Annotated in this window: 20 protein-coding genes; 6 read left to right on the forward strand and 14 right to left on the reverse strand. The window is 72.8% G+C overall.

Features of this window, described 5'->3' with window-relative positions; all coding sequences use genetic code 11:
• The first annotated feature begins 367 nt into the window (after positions 1-367).
• Positions 368-2497 (forward strand): anthranilate synthase component I, encoded by a 2130-nt coding sequence (locus tag IF12_RS0104860; RefSeq protein ID WP_030155196.1) that lies wholly within the window; start codon positions 368-370, stop codon positions 2495-2497.
• A gap of 69 nt (positions 2498-2566) precedes the next feature.
• On the opposite strand, the gene IF12_RS0104865 is transcribed toward IF12_RS0104860, so the two are convergent.
• Complete coding sequence (locus IF12_RS0104865) at positions 2567-2962, reverse strand: hypothetical protein (protein ID WP_133884399.1); 396 nt, start codon at positions 2960-2962, stop codon at positions 2567-2569.
• A gap of 92 nt (positions 2963-3054) precedes the next feature.
• Here IF12_RS0104865 and IF12_RS26040 point away from each other — a divergent pair, with 92 nt between their 5' ends.
• From IF12_RS26040 to IF12_RS0104880, 3 genes are all read left to right on the forward strand, one after another.
• The gene (locus IF12_RS26040; protein WP_197034603.1) at positions 3055-3222 is read left to right on the forward strand and encodes a hypothetical protein; all 168 of its coding nucleotides are present in this window, start codon (positions 3055-3057) and stop codon (positions 3220-3222) included.
• 194 nt (positions 3223-3416) lie between these two features.
• A complete protein-coding gene (locus tag IF12_RS0104875) occupies positions 3417-4322 on the forward strand; it encodes a 2-hydroxyacid dehydrogenase (protein ID WP_030155200.1) in 906 nt (301 codons plus the stop codon).
• Between the two features lie 48 nt (positions 4323-4370).
• Positions 4371-5081 carry a spermidine synthase gene (locus IF12_RS0104880; RefSeq protein ID WP_081913285.1) on the forward strand — a complete coding sequence of 237 codons (711 nt, stop codon included), beginning with the start codon at positions 4371-4373 and terminating at the stop codon, positions 5079-5081.
• 4 nt (positions 5082-5085) lie between these two features.
• Here IF12_RS0104880 and IF12_RS0104885 read toward each other — a convergent pair whose 3' ends face one another.
• The 12 genes from IF12_RS0104885 to uraD all read right to left on the reverse strand — a co-directional run bounded on the left by IF12_RS0104885 (position 5086) and on the right by uraD (position 17046).
• Complete coding sequence (locus IF12_RS0104885; RefSeq protein WP_051703976.1) at positions 5086-5460, reverse strand: tRNA-binding protein; 375 nt, start codon at positions 5458-5460, stop codon at positions 5086-5088.
• Between the two features lie 101 nt (positions 5461-5561).
• On the reverse strand, positions 5562-6581 hold the full coding sequence (gene alc / locus IF12_RS0104890; RefSeq protein WP_051703977.1) for an allantoicase: 1020 nt from the start codon (positions 6579-6581) through the stop codon (positions 5562-5564).
• Entirely contained in the window at positions 6578-7930 is a 1353-nt protein-coding gene (allB, locus tag IF12_RS0104895) for an allantoinase AllB (protein ID WP_051703978.1), read from the reverse strand. The genes alc and allB overlap by 4 nt, the downstream gene beginning before the upstream one ends.
• Positions 7931-8189: 259 nt before the next feature.
• Entirely contained in the window at positions 8190-8582 is a 393-nt protein-coding gene (locus tag IF12_RS0104900) for a gamma-glutamylcyclotransferase (RefSeq protein ID WP_030155210.1), read from the reverse strand.
• A gap of 23 nt (positions 8583-8605) precedes the next feature.
• Entirely contained in the window at positions 8606-9625 is a 1020-nt protein-coding gene (locus IF12_RS0104905; RefSeq protein WP_030155211.1) for an XdhC family protein, read from the reverse strand.
• A 52-nt stretch (positions 9626-9677) separates the two neighbouring features.
• A complete protein-coding gene (locus IF12_RS0104910) occupies positions 9678-11921 on the reverse strand; it encodes a xanthine dehydrogenase family protein molybdopterin-binding subunit (protein ID WP_197034604.1) in 2244 nt (747 codons plus the stop codon).
• A 61-nt stretch (positions 11922-11982) separates the two neighbouring features.
• Positions 11983-13344 (reverse strand): 8-oxoguanine deaminase, encoded by a 1362-nt coding sequence (locus IF12_RS0104915; protein ID WP_030155215.1) that lies wholly within the window; start codon positions 13342-13344, stop codon positions 11983-11985.
• Between the two features lie 358 nt (positions 13345-13702).
• A complete protein-coding gene (locus tag IF12_RS0104920; RefSeq protein WP_231492330.1) occupies positions 13703-14308 on the reverse strand; it encodes a (2Fe-2S)-binding protein in 606 nt (201 codons plus the stop codon).
• Positions 14309-14319: 11 nt separating this feature from the next.
• Positions 14320-15213, reverse strand: coding sequence for a xanthine dehydrogenase family protein subunit M (locus IF12_RS0104925; RefSeq protein ID WP_051703979.1), 894 nt, complete (start codon positions 15211-15213; stop codon positions 14320-14322).
• Positions 15210-16148 carry a factor-independent urate hydroxylase gene (gene pucL, locus IF12_RS0104930; protein ID WP_030155221.1) on the reverse strand — a complete coding sequence of 313 codons (939 nt, stop codon included), beginning with the start codon at positions 16146-16148 and terminating at the stop codon, positions 15210-15212. Before pucL ends, IF12_RS0104925 begins: the two co-directional genes overlap by 4 nt.
• Complete coding sequence (gene uraH / locus IF12_RS0104935; RefSeq protein WP_030155223.1) at positions 16149-16466, reverse strand: hydroxyisourate hydrolase; 318 nt, start codon at positions 16464-16466, stop codon at positions 16149-16151.
• A gap of 49 nt (positions 16467-16515) precedes the next feature.
• The gene (gene uraD / locus IF12_RS0104940) at positions 16516-17046 is read right to left on the reverse strand and encodes a 2-oxo-4-hydroxy-4-carboxy-5-ureidoimidazoline decarboxylase (protein WP_197034605.1); all 531 of its coding nucleotides are present in this window, start codon (positions 17044-17046) and stop codon (positions 16516-16518) included.
• Positions 17047-17255: 209 nt separating this feature from the next.
• On the opposite strand from uraD, the gene IF12_RS0104945 reads away from it, so the two are divergent.
• Both IF12_RS0104945 and IF12_RS0104950 read left to right on the forward strand, forming a co-directional pair.
• Positions 17256-18791, forward strand: a complete 1536-nt coding sequence (locus IF12_RS0104945) for a PucR family transcriptional regulator (RefSeq protein ID WP_030155226.1) — start codon at positions 17256-17258, stop codon at positions 18789-18791.
• Between the two features lie 77 nt (positions 18792-18868).
• A complete protein-coding gene (locus IF12_RS0104950; RefSeq protein WP_030155228.1) occupies positions 18869-19456 on the forward strand; it encodes an NTP transferase domain-containing protein in 588 nt (195 codons plus the stop codon).
• A gap of 54 nt (positions 19457-19510) precedes the next feature.
• Here the strand turns inward: IF12_RS0104950 and ndk are convergent, their stop codons facing one another.
• A complete protein-coding gene (gene ndk, locus IF12_RS26480; RefSeq protein WP_231492331.1) occupies positions 19511-19918 on the reverse strand; it encodes a nucleoside-diphosphate kinase in 408 nt (135 codons plus the stop codon).
• Positions 19919-19965: the final 47 nt, after the last annotated feature.

A 19965-nucleotide genomic window follows, 5' to 3' on the forward strand; every position in this document is an offset into this window, starting at 1 on the left:
GGCGGCGGTGACGGGCCGCGTCCGTCCGGTTCTAATGGGGTCTGAACTTCTGGTGAAGTCCGGGCCCGTTCTTCCGGAAGCTCGCCGGTGATGGCCGGGTCGACGCTGTTGCACGCAAGTGTAGCGCTCGCGCCCGGGGCGGGCGCGAGCGAATTGCCGCGCGCGCACCCCTATCGGTCCCACTGGTCGGACGGGTAGTATCTGGCCTGTGAGAATCCACGCACGCAACTGGTGGTGGCGCTGCTGAGGCGGCGTCCCTGCTTTTGCGTGCAGAAGGCAAGCGACCGTCTCGATGGCGGTCGCTTCGTCGTATCCGGGGTCGGCCGCCGCAGACGGGACCAGTCACCGAGTGAGGAATCGAGACCCCATGACAGATTTCCAGACGCCGTCGGGCGTGACGGTCGAGCGGACCGTGGCCGAGCTCGACGTCCCCGATCTGACGTCGATCGTGGCGCAGGTGGAGACCAGGCGCGGCGGCGTGCTCTCCAGCGGCATGGAATACCCGGGGCGTTATTCGCGCTACCACCTGGCGTACGTCGACCCTTCGCTGGAAGTGGTGGCGCGCGGCCGGTCGGTGACGGTGCGCCAGCTCAACGCCCGCGGGTACCTGCTGGTGGACGTGCTCGCGGACGCCTTGGCGGCGGCCGGGGTCGGGGCGGTGACCCGCTGCGACCGAGAGGTGCACGTCGAGGTGCCGGAGGCGACCGAGCGGGTGCCCGAGGAGCTGCGCTCGAAGCAGCCGACGGCATTCTCGGCGCTGCGGGTGGTGCTCGACGCGCTGCGCTGCGACGACCCGTACCTGGGGCTGTGGGGGGCGTTCGGGTACGACCTGGCCTACCAGTTCGAGCCGATCCCGTACGCGAAGGACCGGCCCGAGGACGCGCGCGACCTGGTGCTGCACCTGGCCGACGAGATCTACGTGGTCGACCGCAAGCGCGAGACCGCGCAGGTGCGCCGCTACGAGTTCACGCTCGGGGACCGCAGCACGAAGGGCCTGTCGCGCGAGACCGAGTCGCTGGACTACATCGAGGCGGCGTCGGTGCCCGAGGGCCCGGTGCCGGGCGTGTACGCCGACACGGTGCGCCGGGCGCGGCGCGAGTTCAAGGCCGGCAACCTGTTCGAGGTCGTGCCGGGCCACGAGATGTACGCGGCGTGCGATTCGCCGACGGCGTTCTACGAGCGGCTGCGCACCGCCAACCCCGCGCCGTACGAGTTCCTGTTCAACCTCGGCGACCGCGAGTACCTGGTGGGGGCCTCGCCGGAGATGTTCGTGCGGGTCTCGGGCGACCGGGTCGAGACGTGCCCGATCTCGGGGACGATCGCGCGCGGCAGCGACCCGCTGCACGACGCGACGCAGATCGCCGCGCTCATCGCCTCCCCGAAGGAGGAGTCGGAGCTGACGATGTGCACCGACGTGGACCGCAACGACAAGGCCCGCGTGTGCGTGCCCGGTTCGGTGAAGGTGCTGGGGCGCAGGCAGATCGAGATGTACTCGCGGCTGATCCACACCGTCGACCACGTCGAGGGGCGGCTGCGGGAGGGCATGGACGCGCTGGACGCGTTCTTGACGCACATGTGGTCGGTGACGGTGACCGGCGCGCCCAAGACGTGGGCGATGCGGTTCATCGAGGAGCAGGAGACGACGCCGCGGCGCTGGTACGGCGGGGCGGTCGGCTTCGTCGGCTTCGACGGGTCGATGAACACCGGGCTGACGCTGCGCACCGCGCAGATCAGGGACGGCGTGGCGTGCGTGCGGGCCGGCGCGACGCTGCTGTACGACTCCGACCCGGACGCCGAGGAGGCCGAGACGCACCTCAAGGCCCGGGCGCTGCTGGAGACGGCGGCGGGCGGGATCGGCGCGGCGGCGGCCGTGCCCGAGCCGATCGAGGTCGCGGGCGGACCGGCGGGGACCGGCCGCCGGGTGCTGCTGGTCGACCACGAGGACTCGTTCGTGAACACCCTCGGCGACTACTTCCGCCAGCACGGGTGCGAGGTGACGACCCTGCGGTTCGGGTTCGACGCGGCGGCGGTGCTCGCCGAGATCGACCCCGACCTGGTGGTGCTCTCCCCCGGCCCGGGGCGCCCGGCCGACTTCGACACCGCGGCGCTGCTGGACGAGATCGAGAAGCGCGGCCTGCCGGCGTTCGGGGTGTGCCTGGGGCTCCAGGCGATGATCGAGCACGCCGGCGGTGCACTGTCGCTGCTGGACGAGCCGAGCCACGGCAAGCCCGGGAACGTGAAGGTGACCGGCGGGGGCCTGTTCGAGGGGCTGCCCGACGAGGTGACCGCCGCCAGGTACCACTCGTTGTACGCCACGGCCGACCAGGTCAAGGGCGATTTCACGCCGACGGCGGCGATCGACGAGGTCGTCATGGCGATCGAGGCGCCCGCGAAGCGGTGGTTCGGGGTGCAGTTCCACCCCGAGTCGATCCTGACCGCGGCGGGCGCGCACGGCCACCGGATCGTCGGGAACGCGCTGCGGCTGACGGCGGGATAGGCGAGGACTGAGACGGACGAGGGCCGGGAGTCGCGGCGACTCCCGGCCTTCTCGGCTGCGCTCTTCGGTCTAGTTGGTGTACTCCCAGTCCTGCACGCAGGACCAGACGCTGTAGCCCCACTTGCCGTTCCAGAAGACCTCCATCCAGTAGTCGCTGGAGAGGCCGCACGCGGTGTAGGTGCCTCCGGCGACGCGGGTGCAGGAGGCCTGCACCCAGGTGCCGGCCGGGATGATCCCGAGGATCGTGGAGCCCGCGTCGGCCCGCAGCCGCTGGTTGACGCCGTCGCTGAAGCGGGCCCGGCAGGTGCGCTGCTCCGAGGCGGTGTCGGGCACGGACGCGCTCGCGACCTCGGACGGCGGCACGTCGGCGGTCGCCGCGGCCGACGCGGTGGTCGTGGCGGACAGCGACAGCGCGAGCGCGGCCGCCAGGACACCGATGGCAGTGAAGAGTCTCTTCAGTACCATGATCACCCCTTTGGTGAACTTGATCGATCACGCCTTGTGGCGCGGTCTCAACCTAATGAGACAGAAGGCTCGTTATAGCCATAAAGCGGTGAATGTCGGGAACCCGACAGCGGGAGGCCGTAACCGAACCGCCGAGGGCCGTTCGCGGGCCGGGCGGCGGCGCGCCGGTGCTGCCGCGCCGGATCCTCTCGCACCGCCTCGAACTCGTCAGGGCCAGGCCGAGCGGCCAGTTCGCGTGCCTGACGTACAAGGTGCAGTAGGGCGGCCCGAGACGGCCGTGTTACGCCCCGGCCGGGCGCGGTCCGACGCGGAACGCGCCCGGTGCGGGCCCGTCCGCTTGGGCCCGAAGGGTTTCGGCGACGAGGCGATGCGGACCGCCCGGCGTCGATGTGACCGGTGCTCACCCATCGGTCGCTGCAACGGTCCGGCAACATGCGGACCATACGATTGCCGTATGAAAATCTGGATCGCTCACGAAGCGGGCCGGGCGCAGCTCGACCCGGTCCCCGACGGCGTCGAGGTCGAGGTCTACACCGGCGGCGAGTACCCCTCCGACCCGGCCGCCGTCGCACTCTGGGTCCCCCCGTTCCAGGGCCCGGACGCCGTGCAGACGCTCAAGGACATGACCGCGCTCCGCGCGGTGCAGCTGCTCAGCGCCGGCGTCGAGGCCTGGGTCCCGGTCGTCCCGGACGGGATGGCGCTGTGCAACAACCGCGGCGCGCACACCGCGGCGACCTCCGAATGGGTGCAGGCCGCCGCGCTGGCCTCCTCGCGCAACCTGGACGTGTTCGCGCGGCGCCAGGCCGAGCGCCGGTGGGAGGGGAAGCGGGGCCGGACCCTCACGGGGGCGACCGCGCTCATCGTCGGCGCCGGTTCGATCGGCGAGGCCGTCGCCCGCCGCTTCGAGGGCATGGACATGACTATCCTCAAGGTCGCGCGCACGGCCCGGCCGGGCGTCGGCACCCTCGCGGACCTGCCGGAACTGCTGCCGCAGGCTGACGTGGTGGTCATCATCGTGCCGCTGACCGGCGAGACCGAGGGCCTGGTGGACGCCGCGTTCCTGGCCCGCATGAAGGACGGCGCGCTGCTGGTCAACGCCGCCCGAGGGAAGGTCGTGGACACCGGCGCGCTGACCGCCGAGGTCGCCTCGGGGCGGCTGCGGTGCGCGCTGGACGTGACCGATCCCGAACCGCTCCCGGCCGACCACGAGCTGTGGGGGTTGGAGGGCGCGCTCATCACCCCGCACGTGGGCGGCGCGGTCGAGGGCTTCATCGAGCGGTGCTACCCGTTCGTCGGCGACCAGATCCGGCGGCTCGCCGCCGGGGAGCCGCTCGCGAACCTCGTGGAGAACGGGTACTAGGGCGTGGGTCGGCGCGGTCGGGCTTGATGGTTCGATTGCACGGTGAACATGCGGATAGAGGAACTGGGCTGGCGGCAGACGGCGATGGGCGAGATCAGCCTGCGGAGGCGGTTCGACCCCGTCGTGGGGACCGAGGTGTACGAGGTCAAGCTCGACGACGAGTTCCTCATGTCGAGCCTGTTCACCGTCGCCGAGATCGAGCTCGCGCACCTGGGGCTGGCGCGCACGGAGGGCGACGAGCTCGACGTGGTCGTCGGCGGGCTCGGGCTCGGCTACACCGCCCAAGCGGCCCTTGAGGACCCGCGCGTGCGCGAACTGATCGTCGTGGAGTACTCCGAGGCCGTCATCGAATGGCACGAGCGCGACCTCCTGCCGGACACCGAGGGCCTGGCCGCCGAGGAGCGGATCCGCCTCTCGCGCGCCGACTTCTTCGCCTCCGCGACCGGCGAGGACGGCTTCGACCCCGAGCGGCCCGGGCGGGTCTTCGACGCGGTCCTGCTCGACATCGACCACTCGCCGCGGCACGTGCTCCACTCCCCGCACGCGGCCTTCTACACCCACGAGGGCTTCAGCGCCCTCACCGCGCACCTGCGCCCGGGCGGCGTCTTCGCGATGTGGTCGGACGACCCGCCGGACCAGGAGTTCACCGAGGTCCTCGAAGGCGTCTTCGAGGAGGTCACGGCCAAGCGCGTCTGGTTCGACAACCCGTTCAGCGGTGGCAGGTCCTCGAACACCGTGTACGTCGCGACGCGGCCCTGACCGCTCAGGCGACGCGGGCGCCGATCGGCACCTCGGCGTCGGGGGCGAGGAGGACCACCTCGTCGGTGCCCTCGACCGGCACGCCGAGGACGAGCACCTCGGACATGAAGTCGGCGATCTGGCGCGGCGGGAAGTTCGTCACCGCGACCACGGTGCGGCCGACGAGTTCTTCGGCGCTGTAGCGGGCGGTGATCTGCGCGCTGGAGCGCTTGACGCCGAGCTCGCCGAAGTCGATCCACAGCTTGTAGGCGGGCTTGCGGGCCTTCGCGAAGACCTCGGCGCGCTCGACGCGGCCGGCGCGGATCTCGGTGCGGAAGAAGTCGTCCACCGAGCTGGTCGGGGCGGAGCTGGTCGCGGCGGTCCGCGTCTGGTCGGCCATGGAGGCAGGATACCGACGCGGGAGGAACCGCCGGGTCGGACCGTCTCCGGGGACGCCGACCCGAGCGGCTCGGCGGACCGCGCAGCCGGTTCGCGCCCGCGTCAGGCGTCGAACCGGTGGTGGAGGTCGGCGAGCGCGGCGTCGGTGAGGCGGCCGTAGAGGCGCAGGCGGGCGATGCCGCCGTCGGGGAAGATGTTGAGCCGCACCGCGGTCGCGGGCCGCCGGTCGGCGACGGGGAAGCGGTGGAGCGTGTCCGGTTGCAGCGGGGTGCGCGGCAGCAGTTCGAACGCGGCGTCGCCGTCGAAGCCGTCGATCGAGGCCGAACCGGGCGCGTTGTGCTTGAGGTGGCTGGTGTCGAGTTCGGCGACGCGGACGGTGCCGCGGCCGGCGAGGCGCACGTCCAGCCACTCGTGGCCCGGTTCGCGGCGGCGGGCGGTCTCCCAGCCGTCGGCCTGGCAGGTGGCGAGGCCGGGCATGATGGCGCCGATCGGGTTGGAGTAGAAGGCGTTCGAGGCGTCGGTGACGGCGGCGCCGTTGACGAGGGCGGCGAGGTCCAGCGGCAGGTCGGCGAAGAGGGTCGGGTCCGGGACGGGCGTGCCGTGGACGCGGAGGCGGGCGACGCCGCCGTCCGGGTGGAGGTTGAGGCGCACGTGGGTGAAGCGCTCCGGGGAGTGCACCGCGTACTCGTTGGTGTCGTCGCCTTTGGCGGCGGTGACGGGGACGAGGTTCCGCCAGTCGGCGGCGAGGAGGTCGGGCAGGGCCGGGTGGCCGTCGACGCGGCAGGCGTCCACGGAGACGTTCGGCGGGTAGTTGCCGGTGAAGAAGGCGGTGTCGACCACGACGCCGCTGATCGCGCCGGGGACGCCGAGGCGCACGATCGCCCAGTCGTGGCCGTCTTCGCGGCGCCTGCGGGTCTCCCAGCCGTCGTAGACCTGGCCTTTGGGGCCGAAGGTGCGGGCGTGGTGGGTCACGGGGTAGGGCTCGATGAGGTGCTCCTTCTCGGCGAAGGACTCGTCGTTGGCGGCGAGGACGGCGCCGCCGAGGGCGCGGGCGGCGAGGTCGACGAGGGGCGCGGTCCGCTGGGGCGGTACGGCTTCGGGTCGGGGTTCGATGGCGGTCATCGGGGGCTCCTTCGCAGCAGTCGGCCGCGCGGGGCGGCCTCGGTGTCGACCCGTTCGCCGCGCAGCCAAGTCGCGGCGATCGCTCCGGTGAGGGCGCGGCCGTCGTAGGGCGTGAGCGGGTGGCGGTGGTGGAGGTCGTCGCCGCGGACGGTCCAGGCGCGTTCGGGGTCGAAGGCGACGAGGTCGGCGTCGGCTCCGGTCGCGATGCGGCCCTTGCGGTGCAGTCCGGCGAAGTCGGCGGGGCCGGAGGAGGTCCAGCGGGCGAGGCGTTCGAGAGCAAGGCCGCGGGCGCGGGCCTCGGTCCACAGCACCAGGAGTCCTATCTGGAGTGAGGCGATGCCGCCCCAGGAGGTGGCGAAGTCGCCGGTCTTGAGGTGCGGCGGGCTCGGCGAGTGGTCGGAGACGACGAAGTCGATCCGTCCGTCGGCGAGGGCGGCCCACAGCGCTTCGCGGTTGGCGCCGTCGCGGATCGGCGGGCAGCATTTGAACGCGGTCGCGCCGTCGGGCACGTCCTCGGCGGCGAACGCGAGGTAGTGGGGGCAGGTCTCGACGGTGATCGGGAGGCCTTCGCGGCGGGCTTCGGCGATCGGGCCGAGGGCTTCGGCGGCGGCGAGATGGAGGAAGTGGACGCGGGCGCCGGTGGCGCGGGCGGCGGCGACGGCGGCTCGGACGGCGCTGGTCTCGGCGGCCGCCGGGCGGGTGGCGAGGAACCGGTCGAAGCCGGGGGCGGTGTCGGTCTCGCGCAGGTGGGCGGGGTCCTCGGCGTGGACGATGAGGACGGCGCCGAGGGCGGCCGCGTCCTCGCAGGCGCGGTGCAGGCCCGCGGCGTCGAGCGGCGGGAACTCGTCGACTCCGGAAGGGGCGGTGAAGCACTTGAAGCCGAAGACGCCCGCGTCGTGGAGGCCTTTGCGGTCGGCTTCGTTGCCGGGGATCGCGCCGCCCCAGAAGCCGACGTCGATCCAGGTGCGGCCCTCGGCGGCGCGGCGCTTCGCGGCGAGCGCATCGGTGTCGACGGTCGGCGGGAGGCTGTTGAGGGGCATGTCGACGAGGGTGGTGACGCCGCCCGCGGCGGCGGCGCGGGTGGCGGTCGCGAAGCCCTCCCATTCGGTGCGGCCGGGTTCGTTGACGTGGACGTGGGTGTCGACGAGGCCGGGGAGGAGGGCGAGGTCGCCGAGGTCTTCGGTGCGCTGGGCGGTGACGGGCTCGTCGTAGTCGCCGATGACGGCGATGCGTTCGCCGGCGATCGCGACGGCGGCGGGGCGCTCGCCGTCGGGGAGGACCGTGCGGCGGGAGCGGAGCACCAGGTCGTAGACGACGGGAGCGGCGAAGTCGGCGGGGTCGGTCAACATGGCGGCTCCGGGGGAAGGCTCGGCGACCGGGGAAGGGAGCGTGATCGGCCGCGGCCGGTGGCGGGGCGAACGTGGACCTGGCGGGATTCGACTGCTCGTCTCGGCACGGCATAGCCGGTGGCGGATCGTGCGGCGAGGCGCACGTGATCCGGCATGGCCGGAGCGGCCGGGCGGGAGCGGGCCCGGCCCGCTGTCGGCGGCCCGGCGGCCCGCGCGTCTTCCGTCCGGACGGTGCGGCCGCTCGGAGTCGTGTTGGTGCTCATGGGGTCTCGGTTTTCGCGGCGTTGTAGGCGCGCCAGGAGCCGTGGACGGTGATGTCGATGAGTTCGGGGAGGTCGGCGCAGGCGTCGCGCAGGCGCATCCCGAGGGCCTCGGTGCCGTCGGCGAGGCCGACGACGCCGAGTTCGAGGTCGGCGGGTTCGGCCGGCAGGAGGGATTCGCGCAGCACGCGCAGGTCGATGTCGTAGAGCTCGCCTTCGATCGCGGCGCCTTCGCCCTCTGGTGCGGTCTGGAGCGCGGGGTGGTCGTCGCCGACGGAGTGGAGGCGGTAGATCGGCAGCGTGCGGGCGGGGCCGACGAACGGCGCACCGCCGATGAGGTGGTGGAGATCGCCGCCTTTCATGCCGCCTCCGTTGAGGAACATGCGGACCATGGTCGCTCCCTTCCGTTGCGCGGTCAGTGGTGGATGGGGCCTTCGGCGTCGGTGAGGAACCCGGCGCGGGCCCGGTTCCTGACGGCGACGATCTCGGACACTATGGAGAGCGCGGTCTCTTCGGCGTTGCCGCCGTTGAGGTCGAGCCCGATCGGCGAGCGCAGGCGCGCGAGCGGCCGTTCCCCCACTCCGGCTTCGCGGAGTCGTTCGAGGCGTTCGCGGTGGGTGGCGCGCGAGCCCATGGCGCCGATGTACCCGGCCTCGGAGACGAGGGCGCGTTCGAGGAGCGGGAGGTCGAACTTGGCGTCGTGCGTCAGGACGCACACGGCGGTCTGGGCGTCGACCTTCGTCTTGTCGAAGTGGCGGTGGGGCCAGTCGACCACGATCTCGTCGACCTCGGGGAAGCGGATCGCGGTGGCGAACACCCGGCGGGCGTCGCAGACGGTCACGTGGAAGCCGAGGGTCTTGGCGATCCTGACGACGGGCGCGGCGAAGTCGACGGCGCCGTAGACGAGGAGCCGCGGCGGCGGGTCGTGGACCTCGACGGCGAAGCGCCCGACCCTGCCGGAGGCGGAGGGCGGCACGGTGCCGGCGAGGTCGAGGCGCCCGGTGAAGCCCCGGCTCGTGATCGCCACGGCCGCACCGATGTCGGGGCCTTCGACGGCGCGCACGAGCGAGACCGGCTCGCCTTCGAGGACCGCGTCCACGGCCGCGCCGATCGCCGGGTCGTCCGGCTCGACCCGGACGATGAGCACCTCCATGGAGCCGCCGCAGGTCAGGCCGATCGCGAACGCGTCCTCGTCGCCGTACCCGAAGGACTCGACCACGGGGACGCCGGTGTCGAGGACCTCCTGGCAGCGGGTGTAGACGGCCGCTTCGACGCAGCCGCCGGAGACGCCGCCGACGACCGCTCCGGACGGATCGACGGCGAGGGCCGCGCCGAGCGGGCGCGGCGCCGAACCGGAGACGCCGATGAGCGAGGCGAGCGCGAACGGCGTGCCTTCGCGCCGCCACGCGTCGAGGGTCGCGGCGATGTCCTTCATGACGGCCTCCCGGGGCGCTTGCGCCGACGCGGGCGAACGGGGCGGGCGTGCTTCACGAGGGCCTCCCGACGGTCAGGTGCTCGGGTCGCACGGGCACGTGGGTGAGCGCGAGGCCGGTGGCGTCGCGGACGGCGGCGACGATCGCTGGCGTCGAGGAGAGCGTGGGCGGCTCGCCCGCGCCGCGGAGGCCGTACGGCGCTTCGGGATCGGCGTTCTCGACGATCTCCATGCGCATCGGCGGCATGTCGAGGAAGGTCGGGATGAGGTAGTCGGTGAAGGAGGCGTTCTTCACCAGTCCCTCCTCGACCACCAGCGCCTCCATGAGGGCCAGGCCGAGCCCTTGGGCGGTGCCGCCCTGGATCTGGCCTTCGAGGGCGACGGGGTTGAGGATGCGGCCGACGTCCTGGACGCAGGTGAGGTCGACGACCTTCACGAGGCCGAGTTCCACGTCCACGTCGACCGTGGCGCGGTGGACGCACAGGGCGAGTTGGACGTGGCTCTCGCCTTGGCCGGTGACGGCGTCCATCGGCTTGGTGGCGCGGTGGCGGAAGACCCGGGTGGCCTCGACCGGGCCGTCGGCGAGGTCGCGGCCGGCGAGCAGTTCGCGCACGGCCTCGGCGGCGGCCTTGACCGAGCCGCCGGTCATGTACGACTGGCGGGAGGCCGAGGAGGAGCCGGCCGAGCCGACCTTGGTGTCGTTGGGCAGCAGGACGACCCGGTCGACGCCCAGTTCGGTGCGCACGATCTGGGTCTGGAGGTTCCAGTGGCCCTGGCCGACCTCGGCCGCGGCGGTGTGGACGTAGGCGACCGGTTCGCCGTCGACCAGTTCGAGGCGGACGCGCGCGGTCGAGTAGTCGTCGAAGCCCTCGGAGTAGCAGACGTTCTTGAGGCCGACGCCGTAGCCGACGCCGCGGCGCACCCCTTCGCCGTGGGTGGTGTTGCCGGCCCCGCCGGGCAGGTCCACGATGTCGCGGGCGGTCGCGGCGTCGGGCGCGGGGAGGGCCGCGAGGCGGTCGAGCATGTCCTTGAGCGGGGAGAACGGGGTACCGTCCGATCCGGCTCTGCCAGGATCGTAGGCGTCGACCACTTGGCCGGTGATGAGCTTGGAGCCCTGGGCGACGGCGTTGCGGCGGCGGATCTCCAAGGGGTCGAGGCCGAGCGCCTCGGCGAGGGCGTCCATCTGGGACTCGTAGGCGAAGCAGGTCTGGACGCCGCCGAAGCCGCGCATGGCCCCGCACGGCGGATTGTTGGTGCGGGTGCCCCAGGCGTCGATGCTCACGTGCTCGACCTCGTAGGGGCCCACCGAGAGCGAGGCGGCGTTGCCGACCACGGCCTCGGTGGTCGAGGCGTACGCGCCGCCGTCGAGGACGATCGAGGCCTTGACGTAGACGAGGCGGCCGTGCTCGTCCGCGCCGTGCTCGTAGCGCATCCGGGCCGGGTGGCGGTGGACGTGGCCGAGGAAGGACTCGGCCCGGTCGTACATCATCTTGACGGGACGGCCGGTCGCGAGCGCGAGCATCGCCATGTGGACCTGGACGGACAGGTCCTCGCGGGCGCCGAACGCGCCGCCGATCCCGGCCATCTCCAGGTGGATCCGGTCGGGTTCGAGGCCCAGGCACGGGGCGAGCTGCTCGAGGTCGGAGTGGAGCCACTGGGTGGCGACGTGGAGGCGGACGCCGCCGTCGCCGGTCGGCACGGCCGCACCGGATTCGGGGCCCAGCGGCGCCTGGTCCTGCATCCCGACCACGTACTCGTGGGCGATGATCACGGCCGCGCCGGCGGTGTCGGGATCGCCGAGGCGCACGGGCTGGTAGCGGAAGAAGCTGCCGGCCGCGACGGCGTCGGCGGGGTCGCAGAGGGGTTCGAGGACCTCGTAGTCGACCTCGATCGCCTCGGCGGCGCGGCGGGCGCCGTCGAGGGTGTCGGCGGCGACGATCGCGACCGGTTCTCCCTGGTAGTTCACCTGGTCGAGGGCGAGCACGGGCTGGTCGGCCTCGATGAGCCCGTAGTGGAGCTTCCCCGGTACGTCGGCGGCGGTGAGGACCGCGGCGACGCCGGGGAGGGCCAGCGCGGCGGTGGCGTCGATGGAGCGGATGGCGGCCTTGGGGTGGGGGCTGCGGAGCGTGTGGCCCCAGAGCATGTTCGCGAAGTGGAGGTCGGAGGCGTAGTCGAAGGTGCCGTTGACCTTCGCTTCGGCTTCGGGGCGGATCGGGGACTGCCCGATGACCCCGCGGGGAGCCGAGGGCGCGGCGGCGCCGCGAGGCGCGCCGGGCCGGAGCGAGGCAGGTCGTTCCATAGAGGATGATTCTGCGCCGGTCGCGGGCGCGTCGGCTGCCGCTCGTGGCGTCTCGGCGGGTTCAGGCATCGGCGGCCTCCCTCAGGTTCTTGTCGGCGGCTTTGAGGTCGGCGGTGAGGGTCGCGGTGTCGGCGGTGCGCAGTTCGCCGTCCGCGACGACCGGCGTCCCGGCGACGGTGAGCAGCCGCAGCGGGGCGGCGGGGCCGAGGACCAAGGCGGCGACGGGGTCGGCGATGCCGGCGTGGCCGAGGCCGGTGAGGTCCCACAGGGCGATGTCGGCCTGCTTGCCGACTTCGAGGGAGCCGATCTCGCTCTCGCGGCCGAGGACCGCGGCGCCGCCGATGGTGGCGAGGCGCAGCGCGGTGCGCACGTCCATCGAGTGGGGGCCGTGGAGTTGCCGGGCGGTGTAGACGGCTTGGCGCAGTTCCTCGCCGAGGTGGCCGGCCTCCTGGCTGGCGGCGCCGTCGACGCCGAGGCCGACGGGGATGCCGGCGGCGAGCATCGCGGGGACGTCGGCGAGGCCGGTGCCGAGGCGGGCGTTGGAGGAGGGGCAGTGGGCGACGCCGGTGCGGGCGGCGCCGAGTCGGCGCTGGGCGTCGGCGGAGAGGTGCACGGCGTGGGCGAGCCACACGTCGTCGGCGATCCAGTCGACCCGCTCCATGTAGGTGACGGGGTCGCAGCCGTGGACGCGTTCGCAGAACTCGGCTTCGTCGAGGGTCTCGCACAGGTGGGTGTGGAGGCGGACGCGCTTGTCGCGGGCGAGGGCGGCGGATTCGCGGAGGAGTTCGGTGGAGACGGAGAACGGCGAGCAGGGGGCGACGGCGATGCGCAGTCGCGATGCGGGGGAAGGGTCGTGGTGGCGGTCGACGGCTTCGGCGGTGGCGGTGAGGGCGGCGTCGATGTCCTCCACGAGGTGGTCGGGCGGCAGGCCGCCGTCGGCGACGCCGCGGTCCATGGAGCCGCGGGCGAGGTGGAGGCGCAGGCCGATCCGGGAGGCGGCGGCGATCTGGACGTCGATGAGGTCGGCGGTCTGGCCCGCGGGGTAGACGTAGTGGTGGTCGGCGGCGGTGGTGCAGCCGGAGAGGGCGAGCCAGGCGAGGCCGGCGGTGTTGGCGGCGGCGACGTGCTCGGGGCGCAGGTGGGCCCAGACGGGGTAGAGGTCCACGAGCCATTCGAAGAGGGTGTGGTCGGTCGCGTATCCCCTTGTGGCCCATTGGTAGAGGTGGTGGTGGGTGTTGACGAGACCGGGCGTGGCGAGGCAGCCGGAGCCGTCGATGCGGAGGGCGCCGTCGAGGTTCGGCCCGGGGCCGGGGCCGACGGCGGTGATGCGGCCGTCCTCGATGACGAGGTGGCCGGGGGCGTGCTCGGTCCCGGAGGAGTCGACGGTGGCGACCCATGCGTTGTCGATGACGGTCACGGCCATGGCGCACACTCCGGAGTCAAATTGTCACACCTCGGTGTCACGGTTGAGGTGGAGGCAGATGCGGAGGGAGGTGAGGCGAAGGGAAGCGGACGAATCCGGCCGGTCGAGGTGGGGTCGAAGGCAGTGGACGGTCGCGGGAGCGACGCGTCGGTGACGAGGGCGGTGGCCGGGGCCGTGGAAGCGGTGCGAACGGTTGCGGTTGCGGAACGCTGTCTTGCGCCGGGTGCGAAGTGCTGGGCTGGGCGGGTCGTGTGGACGGTCGAGCCCGTTCGCGCGGTTTCACGCGCGATGGCTTGCACGGGCGCGAAGTCCTCGTCGGTGCCCTTCGTGATCGCTCGGGGGAGACTCGGCTCGACGCTCATTGCGGCTCACCTGCCGATGGCCGGGCATCGCCGGTGCGTTCGGTCGCGGGCGGCGCAGCGGCGCTGGGCGCGACCGAATCGGGCGCCGGCGCGTCGACGGCGGGTGTCGTCGCGGCCTCGGGCCAAGCGGTGGCGTCGGTCGCCCGTGCCTCTTCTGCGCCGGACACGCTCGCGGCCGCTGCCACGTGCACGGCTTCGATGATCTTCTCGTAGCCGGTGCATCGGCACAGGTTGCCCGCCAGCGCCTCTCGGATCCGCAGGTCGCTCGGGTCGGCTTCTCGTTCGAGCAGGTCGGCAACCGTGACCAGCAGTCCCGGGGTGCAGAAGCCGCATTGGACCGCGCCGCAGGTGAGGAAGGCGTCCCGGACGGCTCTCGGCACCGCGCCGACGACGGTCCGCACTTCGCGGCCTTCGCATTGGGCGGTCGCGACCAGGCACGCGCACACCGGATCGCCGTCGAGCAGCACGGTGCACGAACCGCATTCGCCCTGTTCGCAGGCGTTCTTGGTGCCGGTGAGGGCGAGTCGGTCGCGCAGGGTGGCGAGCAGGCTCTCTCCGGGCCTGTCGATGTCCGCGGCCGTGTCCGCGCCGTCGACGCGCATCGTCACTCGCATCATGCGCTCCTCTCGTGGGCGGCGGTCCACACTCGGCGGAGCGCTCGGGCGGCGCACACGGCCAGGGCGTGGCGGCGGTACTCGGCGGTGGAGCGCACGTCGTCGATCGGGCGGGCCGCGGCGGCGACGCGGCGGCCGAACTCGATGAGGAGGGCGTCGTCGAGGCGAGAGGGTGCGGCCCAAGGCAGGTCGATCTGCTCGGCCTCGGGTGCGCGGAGCGGGGTGGGTCCGGCCGAGCCGATGCCGGTGCCGAGTCGGCGCCGGTCGAGGTCGAGGGACACCGCGAGGGAGCAGACCGCGATGACCATGGCGTTGCGGGTGCCGACCTTGAGGAACTGCTGCGGCCCGGCGGCCTTCGGGACGGTCACGGCCGTGACCAGCTCCCCCGGTTCGAGCACGCTTCGTTTGGGGCCGGTGTAGAAGTCGGCGGCGTCCACGGTCCGGGTGCCTTCGAGGGAGGCGATCTCGACGCAGGCGCCGGTGGCGAGGAGCGGCGGGTGGCCGTCGCCCGCCGGTGAGGCGGTGGCGAGGTTGCCGCCGAGGGTGCCGCGGTTGCGGATCTGCGGGGAGCCGACGGTGCGGGAGGCGGCGGCCAGGCTGGGCAGGACGGTGGCGAGTTCGGCGACGATCCGGGCGTAGGGCACGCCCGCGCCGATGCGGATCGACGCGCCTTCGTCGGTCCATTGGCGCAGCTCGGCGAGGCCGGTGAGGTCGAGCATCGCCGCGGGCCGGGTGTGGCGGTAGTTGACGGCGACCATGAGGTCGGTGCCGCCGGCGATCGGCACGGTCTCGGGCCGCTGGGCGAGGAGGCGCAGGGCCTCGGCGGTGTCGGCGGGCCGGTGGAACTCGAAGTCGGCGGGGGCCGTGGTGGTGGCCGGTACGGGTGCCGTCATGCCGCCTCCCTTCGGACCGTGCCTTCGATGAGTCCGTACGGCAGGTCCCCGGCCTGGAAGACCACGCCGGGGTTGTCGAGGCCGAACCGTTCGAGGTCGAACAGGTAGTGGTGCCGGTTCGGCAGGGACAGACGCACCTCGCCGATCTCGGGCACCGCCCTCAGTATGCGCTCGCCGACGGCGTAAAGGGTCTGTTGCAGCGAGAGCGAGTACGTGTCGGCGAACGCTTCGAGGAGCGCGCCGCGGGCGGCGGTGAACGCACGGTCGTAGAAGGCGCGGTCGTAGGTGATGCCGTGGCCGGGAGCGGTGGCCTGGGTGTCGGCTGCGGTCGCGCCGGTGTCGATGTCGGGGACTGCCGTGTCGGCGGGCGTGTAGGTCCAGGTCGCGGTGACCGCCGTGGCGAGGATGCGGTCGTCGGTCTCGGGGAGGGTCGTGTACTCGTCGGCCAGGAAGCCGTTGAACTCCGAGTCGGTGGTGTTGAGCAGCAGTAGGTCGCGGACGCCGGAGGCGATCGCGGCGGCCTCGCCGTCGTAGACGGCCTCGGCGGTGCGCAGTTCGCCCCGTTCGCCGCGGGTGAAGGAGTGGTCGCCGATGCGCGTCCAGGCCTGCTCTTCGATCTGGACGCGCGCGGTCGTGATCGCCGGGGTGCGGTCCACGAAGTGCCGGGCGAGGCGTTCGGCGAAGGCCTCGATCGGGCCGATGCCGTCCCGCGCCAGCGCGTACACGGTGTTCTTCTGCGTGTCCGTGGGCAGGACGCCCGTGTTGTCGCCGGTGTAATGGGTCGCGTCGAGGTCCCCGGCGAGCGCGGTGTGCACGGTCAGGTCGCGGATCTCGTGTCGGGGCGTCTCGCGCCCGACGCGCACCAGGCGTATCCCGGACTTGCCGTAGTTGTTGGGGCCCAGGGAGAAGCGGTGCTGCGGCTCGTCGTTCGGCATCTAGCTCCCTCGGTAGGTGGAATAGGCGAAAGGGCTCAGGAGCAGCGGCACGTGGCAATGGCGCTCGTCGGCAAGGAAGTCGATCGCGACCTCGGGGTAGAACGTCGCGATGCCTCTGGCGGCGAACCACGCGCCCGTGTCGAACCGAATGCGGTGCGGCCCCGGGGCGGTCTCCCAGCCCGAGACGCGGCCGTCGGCGTCGGTGAGGCCGGTGCGGACCTCGGCGGCTTCGTTGCCGAGGCGGATCAGGGTCAGGCGCACCCCGGTGGCGGGGGTGCCGGTCACGGCGTCGAGCACGTGGGAGGACACGGTGGTCATGGCCGAGCCTCCTCGCGCGGGTCGCGGTCGGGCACAAGGGCGGGTTCGGTCATGGCCGTGCCTCCTCGAACGACTTGTCGAGGCGCAGCGCCACGATCTTGCGCAGTTCGGCGACCGACTCGGCGTATTCGGTCGCGTCGTCGTTCCCCAAGCGGCGCTGGGCCTCGGCGAGGATCTGCTCCCCCGTCAGGCCGGTCGCGCAGATCAGGAAGACCTTCCCGAAGCGGCGCTCGTAGGCGGCGTTGGCCTCGGCGAGCGCGGCCTGGACTTTCTCACCGGCGGTCATCGCCCGGGACTGCTCATCGCGCGACCAGGTCGCCTCGGTGCCGCCGGGCCCACCGATCTTCGGGTGGGCGGCGTGCGCGACGGCCAGTTCGGACGCCTCCAGCGCGTCGAATCCGGCCAGCGCCGCGGCCTTCAAAGCGGCGGTCGATGCGTACGGGCGGCCCGAGACGAGCTTCTCGGCCCAGGCCCGCGACGCGCAGCAGGCCGTCAGGACCCGCGCCGCGTCGGCGGCGTCCATCGCGTTGAACGCTCCGAGCGTCCACATCGGCGCCTCCCGTTCCGGTCCCGTCGGCATTGCGCACTCCCACCGTCGCATGTTCGGGGCGTGTCGGGTAAGTGAAGCCGAATCCCGAGGTTCGGGCCATGGTCACCGGCTATGAAACCTTGATTTCTGCGCCGTTAAATGCTGGAGGATCGTCCAAACCCGCGCCGCGGGCGGGGCTATGGTGGCCTTACCTACCGCGTCCCGACCGCCTGCGAGAAGGCCGGACCCCTGGGGGCCCCATGCGACTGCGTTCACTGCTGCAAATGCCCGAGCTGGGGCTGACCCTGGTCTCGGGACGCCACCACCTCGACCGCGAGATCCGCTGGGTCGTCCCCACTGACCTGCACGACCCGCGCCGGTACCTCTCGGGCGGGGAGCTGGTGCTCACCGGGATGATGTGGCGCCGGGCCGAGTGCGACTCGGACACGTTCGTGCGCAACCTGATCGCCGCCGGGGTGACCGCGCTCGGGGCGGGCGACCACCCGGAGTTCCATGCGGTGCCGGAGGATCTGGTGGACGCGTGCGCCCAGCACGACCTGCCGCTGTTCGCCGTGGACGCCGAGGTGGCGTTCGCCGAGATCACCGAGCGGATCGTGCAGCGGCTGTCGGTGGGCCGCTCCGGGGACCTGGCGTCGCTGCTGGACCGGCACCGGCGGCTCATCGCCGCCGACGGGATCGGGCAGATCCTCGAACTCATCCGCCGTGAGCTGGGCATGGAGTGCCTGGTGCTCTCGCCGACGGGGCGGGCGCTGCGCGGGGGCCTCGAACTGAGCGAGACCGAGCGGACCGCGGTGGTGACGAGGGCGCACGCCGCGGCCCGGCTGCCGCAGAAGGTGACGCTGGACCGCCACCGGTGCCATTCGGTGTTCGGGATCGGCTCGACCATCCACACCGGACGGTTCCTGGTGATCGACGACGACCACACGCGGTGGCCGCCGGAGCGGCGCCTGGTCGCCGAGCAGCTCTCGGCGCTGCTCATGCTCGAACTCGACGACCCGGCCGTGCGGCCCGCGCCGCACGTCGAGCTCGTCACCGCGTTGCAGGAGGGCAGGGTCGACGAGCACCTGATGCGTTCGGCCGGGCTGCCGGTCGGCGGCGCGGTCACCGTCATCGTCGCCACCGGGGAGCCGGAGGCGCTGCGGGAGGTCGTCGTGGCCGAGACCGTGTGCGGGCCCGACAGCGTGGACGACCCGCTCGCGTCCCCGGCCGCCGCGTGGGCGACCGTCGGCGAGGAGACGGTCGCGATCCTCGCGGGCCCGGCCGCTTCGATGGAGGAGCGCGGCGGCCTGGTCGCGTGGGCGCGGCACTGCGCCGCGGTCATGAGCGGCGCGAACGCCGGGGCCGACGGGGCCGTCGCGGTCGGCATCGCCGATCCGGTCCGCTCACCCGAAGGGCTGCGCGGGGCACTGGAGCAGGCCCGGCACACCGCGGCGCTGGCGCAGCCGAGGCCCGGCCGGGTCGACGTGAGCGAACCGGACCACCTCGTGTCGCACCGGATGCTGCTGGCGGCCGTGCCGCCCGACGTGAGCCGGGCCTTCCGCACCCGCGTGCTCGACCCGCTCCTGGAGTACGACGCCCGGCACCGCTCGGACCTGCTGCCGACCCTCCGGCGGTTCCTGGAGTGCGACGGGTCCTGGCGCCAGTGCGCCACCAGTCTTCACCTGCACGTCAACACCGTCCGGTACCGGATGCGCCGGGTCGAGGAGCTCACCGGCCGCGACCTGCGCAATCCTCTCGACCGGATGGACCTCGCGCTCGCGGTGAGCCTGGACTGAGCCTTCCCGGAGGCTCGTCGGCGCACCGAACGGTCCGGTCCCGCCACGGCGGCGGGACCATGAAGAGGGGGGAACACATGAAGAACACCGCGGGGCTCGTGCTCGCCGCGGGCGCCGGAAGGCGCTTCGGCCAGCCGAAGGCCCTCGTCGACTACGAGGGGCGGTGCCTGCTCGACCGCGCCGTCGCCACGCTCAGGGGCGGCGGCTGCCGGCAGGTCCTCGCCGTCCTCGGCGCCGGCGCCGAGCAGGCGCTCGCCGCGGCGGACGAGGCGTTCACGCCCGTGCGCAACCGGCGCTGGGGGCAGGGATTGTCGACCTCGCTCAAGGCGGGGCTCGCGGCCGTGCCGGAGCGGTACGACGGGGTGGTGGTGACGCTGGTCGACCAGCCGCGCATCGCCTCGGAGGCGGTCCGGCGGCTCATCGCCGCCGCCGAGGAGGGGGCCTCGGTGGCCGTGGCGGTCTACGAGGGACGGCGCGGGCACCCGATGTACTTCGCCCGCGAGCACCTCGGCGCGATCGCCGACAGGGCCTCGGGGGACAGGGGCGCGCGGGACTTCCTCGCGGCCAACCCCGGACTCGTCACCGAGATCGCCTGCCCGGGCGACCCGCTCGACATCGACACCCCCGCCGACCTGGCGGCGCTGAACCACCCGAGCCCGGCGTAACGGGCCCATGAGCCGCGTACCGCTGCCAGCGTCGTCAGCGGTGCGCCAACAGGCTCAGGCCGCGAACCAGAGGTCGATCTCGCGCTTCGCCGACTCCTCGGAGTCGGAGGCGTGGATGAGGTTGCGGGAGTTCGACAGCGAGAAGTCGCCGCGGATCGTCCCGGGCTCGGCCTTGCGCCCGTCGGTGGCACCGGCCAGCTTGCGCACCACCGGGATCGCCTCGTCGCCGGCGGCGATCAGGCTCACCAGCGGACCGGACGTCATGAACGACCGCAGGCCCTCGTAGTACTCCCGGCCCACGTGCTCGGCGTAGTGCGCGTCCGACAGCGCCGCGTCCATCGTCCGCAGCCGCAGCTGCTCGATGCGCAGCCCCTTGCGCTCCAAGCGGGCCAGGACCTCGCCGATGAGCCCGCGCTCCACGGCGTCGGGTTTGATCAACACGAGCGTGCGCTGTTCAGACACTGGCAATACCCCTTGAAAGCTACTGTCGGATAGTGGCTGCCATCCTA

Origin of the sequence: Glycomyces sp. NRRL B-16210 (genome assembly GCF_000719515.1) — a bacterium.
In the GTDB taxonomy this organism is placed as follows: domain Bacteria; phylum Actinomycetota; class Actinomycetes; order Mycobacteriales; family Micromonosporaceae; genus Glycomyces.

What these genes read in the sequence shown, in the direction of transcription:
- IF12_RS0104860 (WP_030155196.1), top strand. Translation starts at nt 368, where the DNA reads ATGACAGATTTCCAGACGCCGTCGGGCGTGACGGTCGAGCGGACCGTG.
- IF12_RS0104865 (WP_133884399.1), bottom strand. Translation starts at nt 2,962, where the DNA reads ATGGTACTGAAGAGACTCTTCACTGCCATCGGTGTCCTGGCGGCCGCG.
- IF12_RS26040 (WP_197034603.1), top strand. Translation starts at nt 3,055, where the DNA reads ATGTCGGGAACCCGACAGCGGGAGGCCGTAACCGAACCGCCGAGGGCC.
- IF12_RS0104875 (WP_030155200.1), top strand. Translation starts at nt 3,417, where the DNA reads ATGAAAATCTGGATCGCTCACGAAGCGGGCCGGGCGCAGCTCGACCCG.
- IF12_RS0104880 (WP_081913285.1), top strand. Translation starts at nt 4,371, where the DNA reads ATGCGGATAGAGGAACTGGGCTGGCGGCAGACGGCGATGGGCGAGATC.
- IF12_RS0104885 (WP_051703976.1), bottom strand. Translation starts at nt 5,460, where the DNA reads ATGGCCGACCAGACGCGGACCGCCGCGACCAGCTCCGCCCCGACCAGC.
- alc (WP_051703977.1), bottom strand. Translation starts at nt 6,581, where the DNA reads ATGACCGCCATCGAACCCCGACCCGAAGCCGTACCGCCCCAGCGGACC.
- allB (WP_051703978.1), bottom strand. Translation starts at nt 7,930, where the DNA reads ATGTTGACCGACCCCGCCGACTTCGCCGCTCCCGTCGTCTACGACCTG.
- IF12_RS0104900 (WP_030155210.1), bottom strand. Translation starts at nt 8,582, where the DNA reads ATGGTCCGCATGTTCCTCAACGGAGGCGGCATGAAAGGCGGCGATCTC.
- IF12_RS0104905 (WP_030155211.1), bottom strand. Translation starts at nt 9,625, where the DNA reads ATGAAGGACATCGCCGCGACCCTCGACGCGTGGCGGCGCGAAGGCACG.
- IF12_RS0104910 (WP_197034604.1), bottom strand. Translation starts at nt 11,921, where the DNA reads ATGGAACGACCTGCCTCGCTCCGGCCCGGCGCGCCTCGCGGCGCCGCC.
- IF12_RS0104915 (WP_030155215.1), bottom strand. Translation starts at nt 13,344, where the DNA reads ATGGCCGTGACCGTCATCGACAACGCATGGGTCGCCACCGTCGACTCC.
- IF12_RS0104920 (WP_231492330.1), bottom strand. Translation starts at nt 14,308, where the DNA reads ATGCGCGTCGACGGCGCGGACACGGCCGCGGACATCGACAGGCCCGGA.
- IF12_RS0104925 (WP_051703979.1), bottom strand. Translation starts at nt 15,213, where the DNA reads ATGACGGCACCCGTACCGGCCACCACCACGGCCCCCGCCGACTTCGAG.
- pucL (WP_030155221.1), bottom strand. Translation starts at nt 16,148, where the DNA reads ATGCCGAACGACGAGCCGCAGCACCGCTTCTCCCTGGGCCCCAACAAC.
- uraH (WP_030155223.1), bottom strand. Translation starts at nt 16,466, where the DNA reads ATGACCACCGTGTCCTCCCACGTGCTCGACGCCGTGACCGGCACCCCC.
- uraD (WP_197034605.1), bottom strand. Translation starts at nt 17,046, where the DNA reads ATGCCGACGGGACCGGAACGGGAGGCGCCGATGTGGACGCTCGGAGCG.
- IF12_RS0104945 (WP_030155226.1), top strand. Translation starts at nt 17,256, where the DNA reads ATGCGACTGCGTTCACTGCTGCAAATGCCCGAGCTGGGGCTGACCCTG.
- IF12_RS0104950 (WP_030155228.1), top strand. Translation starts at nt 18,869, where the DNA reads ATGAAGAACACCGCGGGGCTCGTGCTCGCCGCGGGCGCCGGAAGGCGC.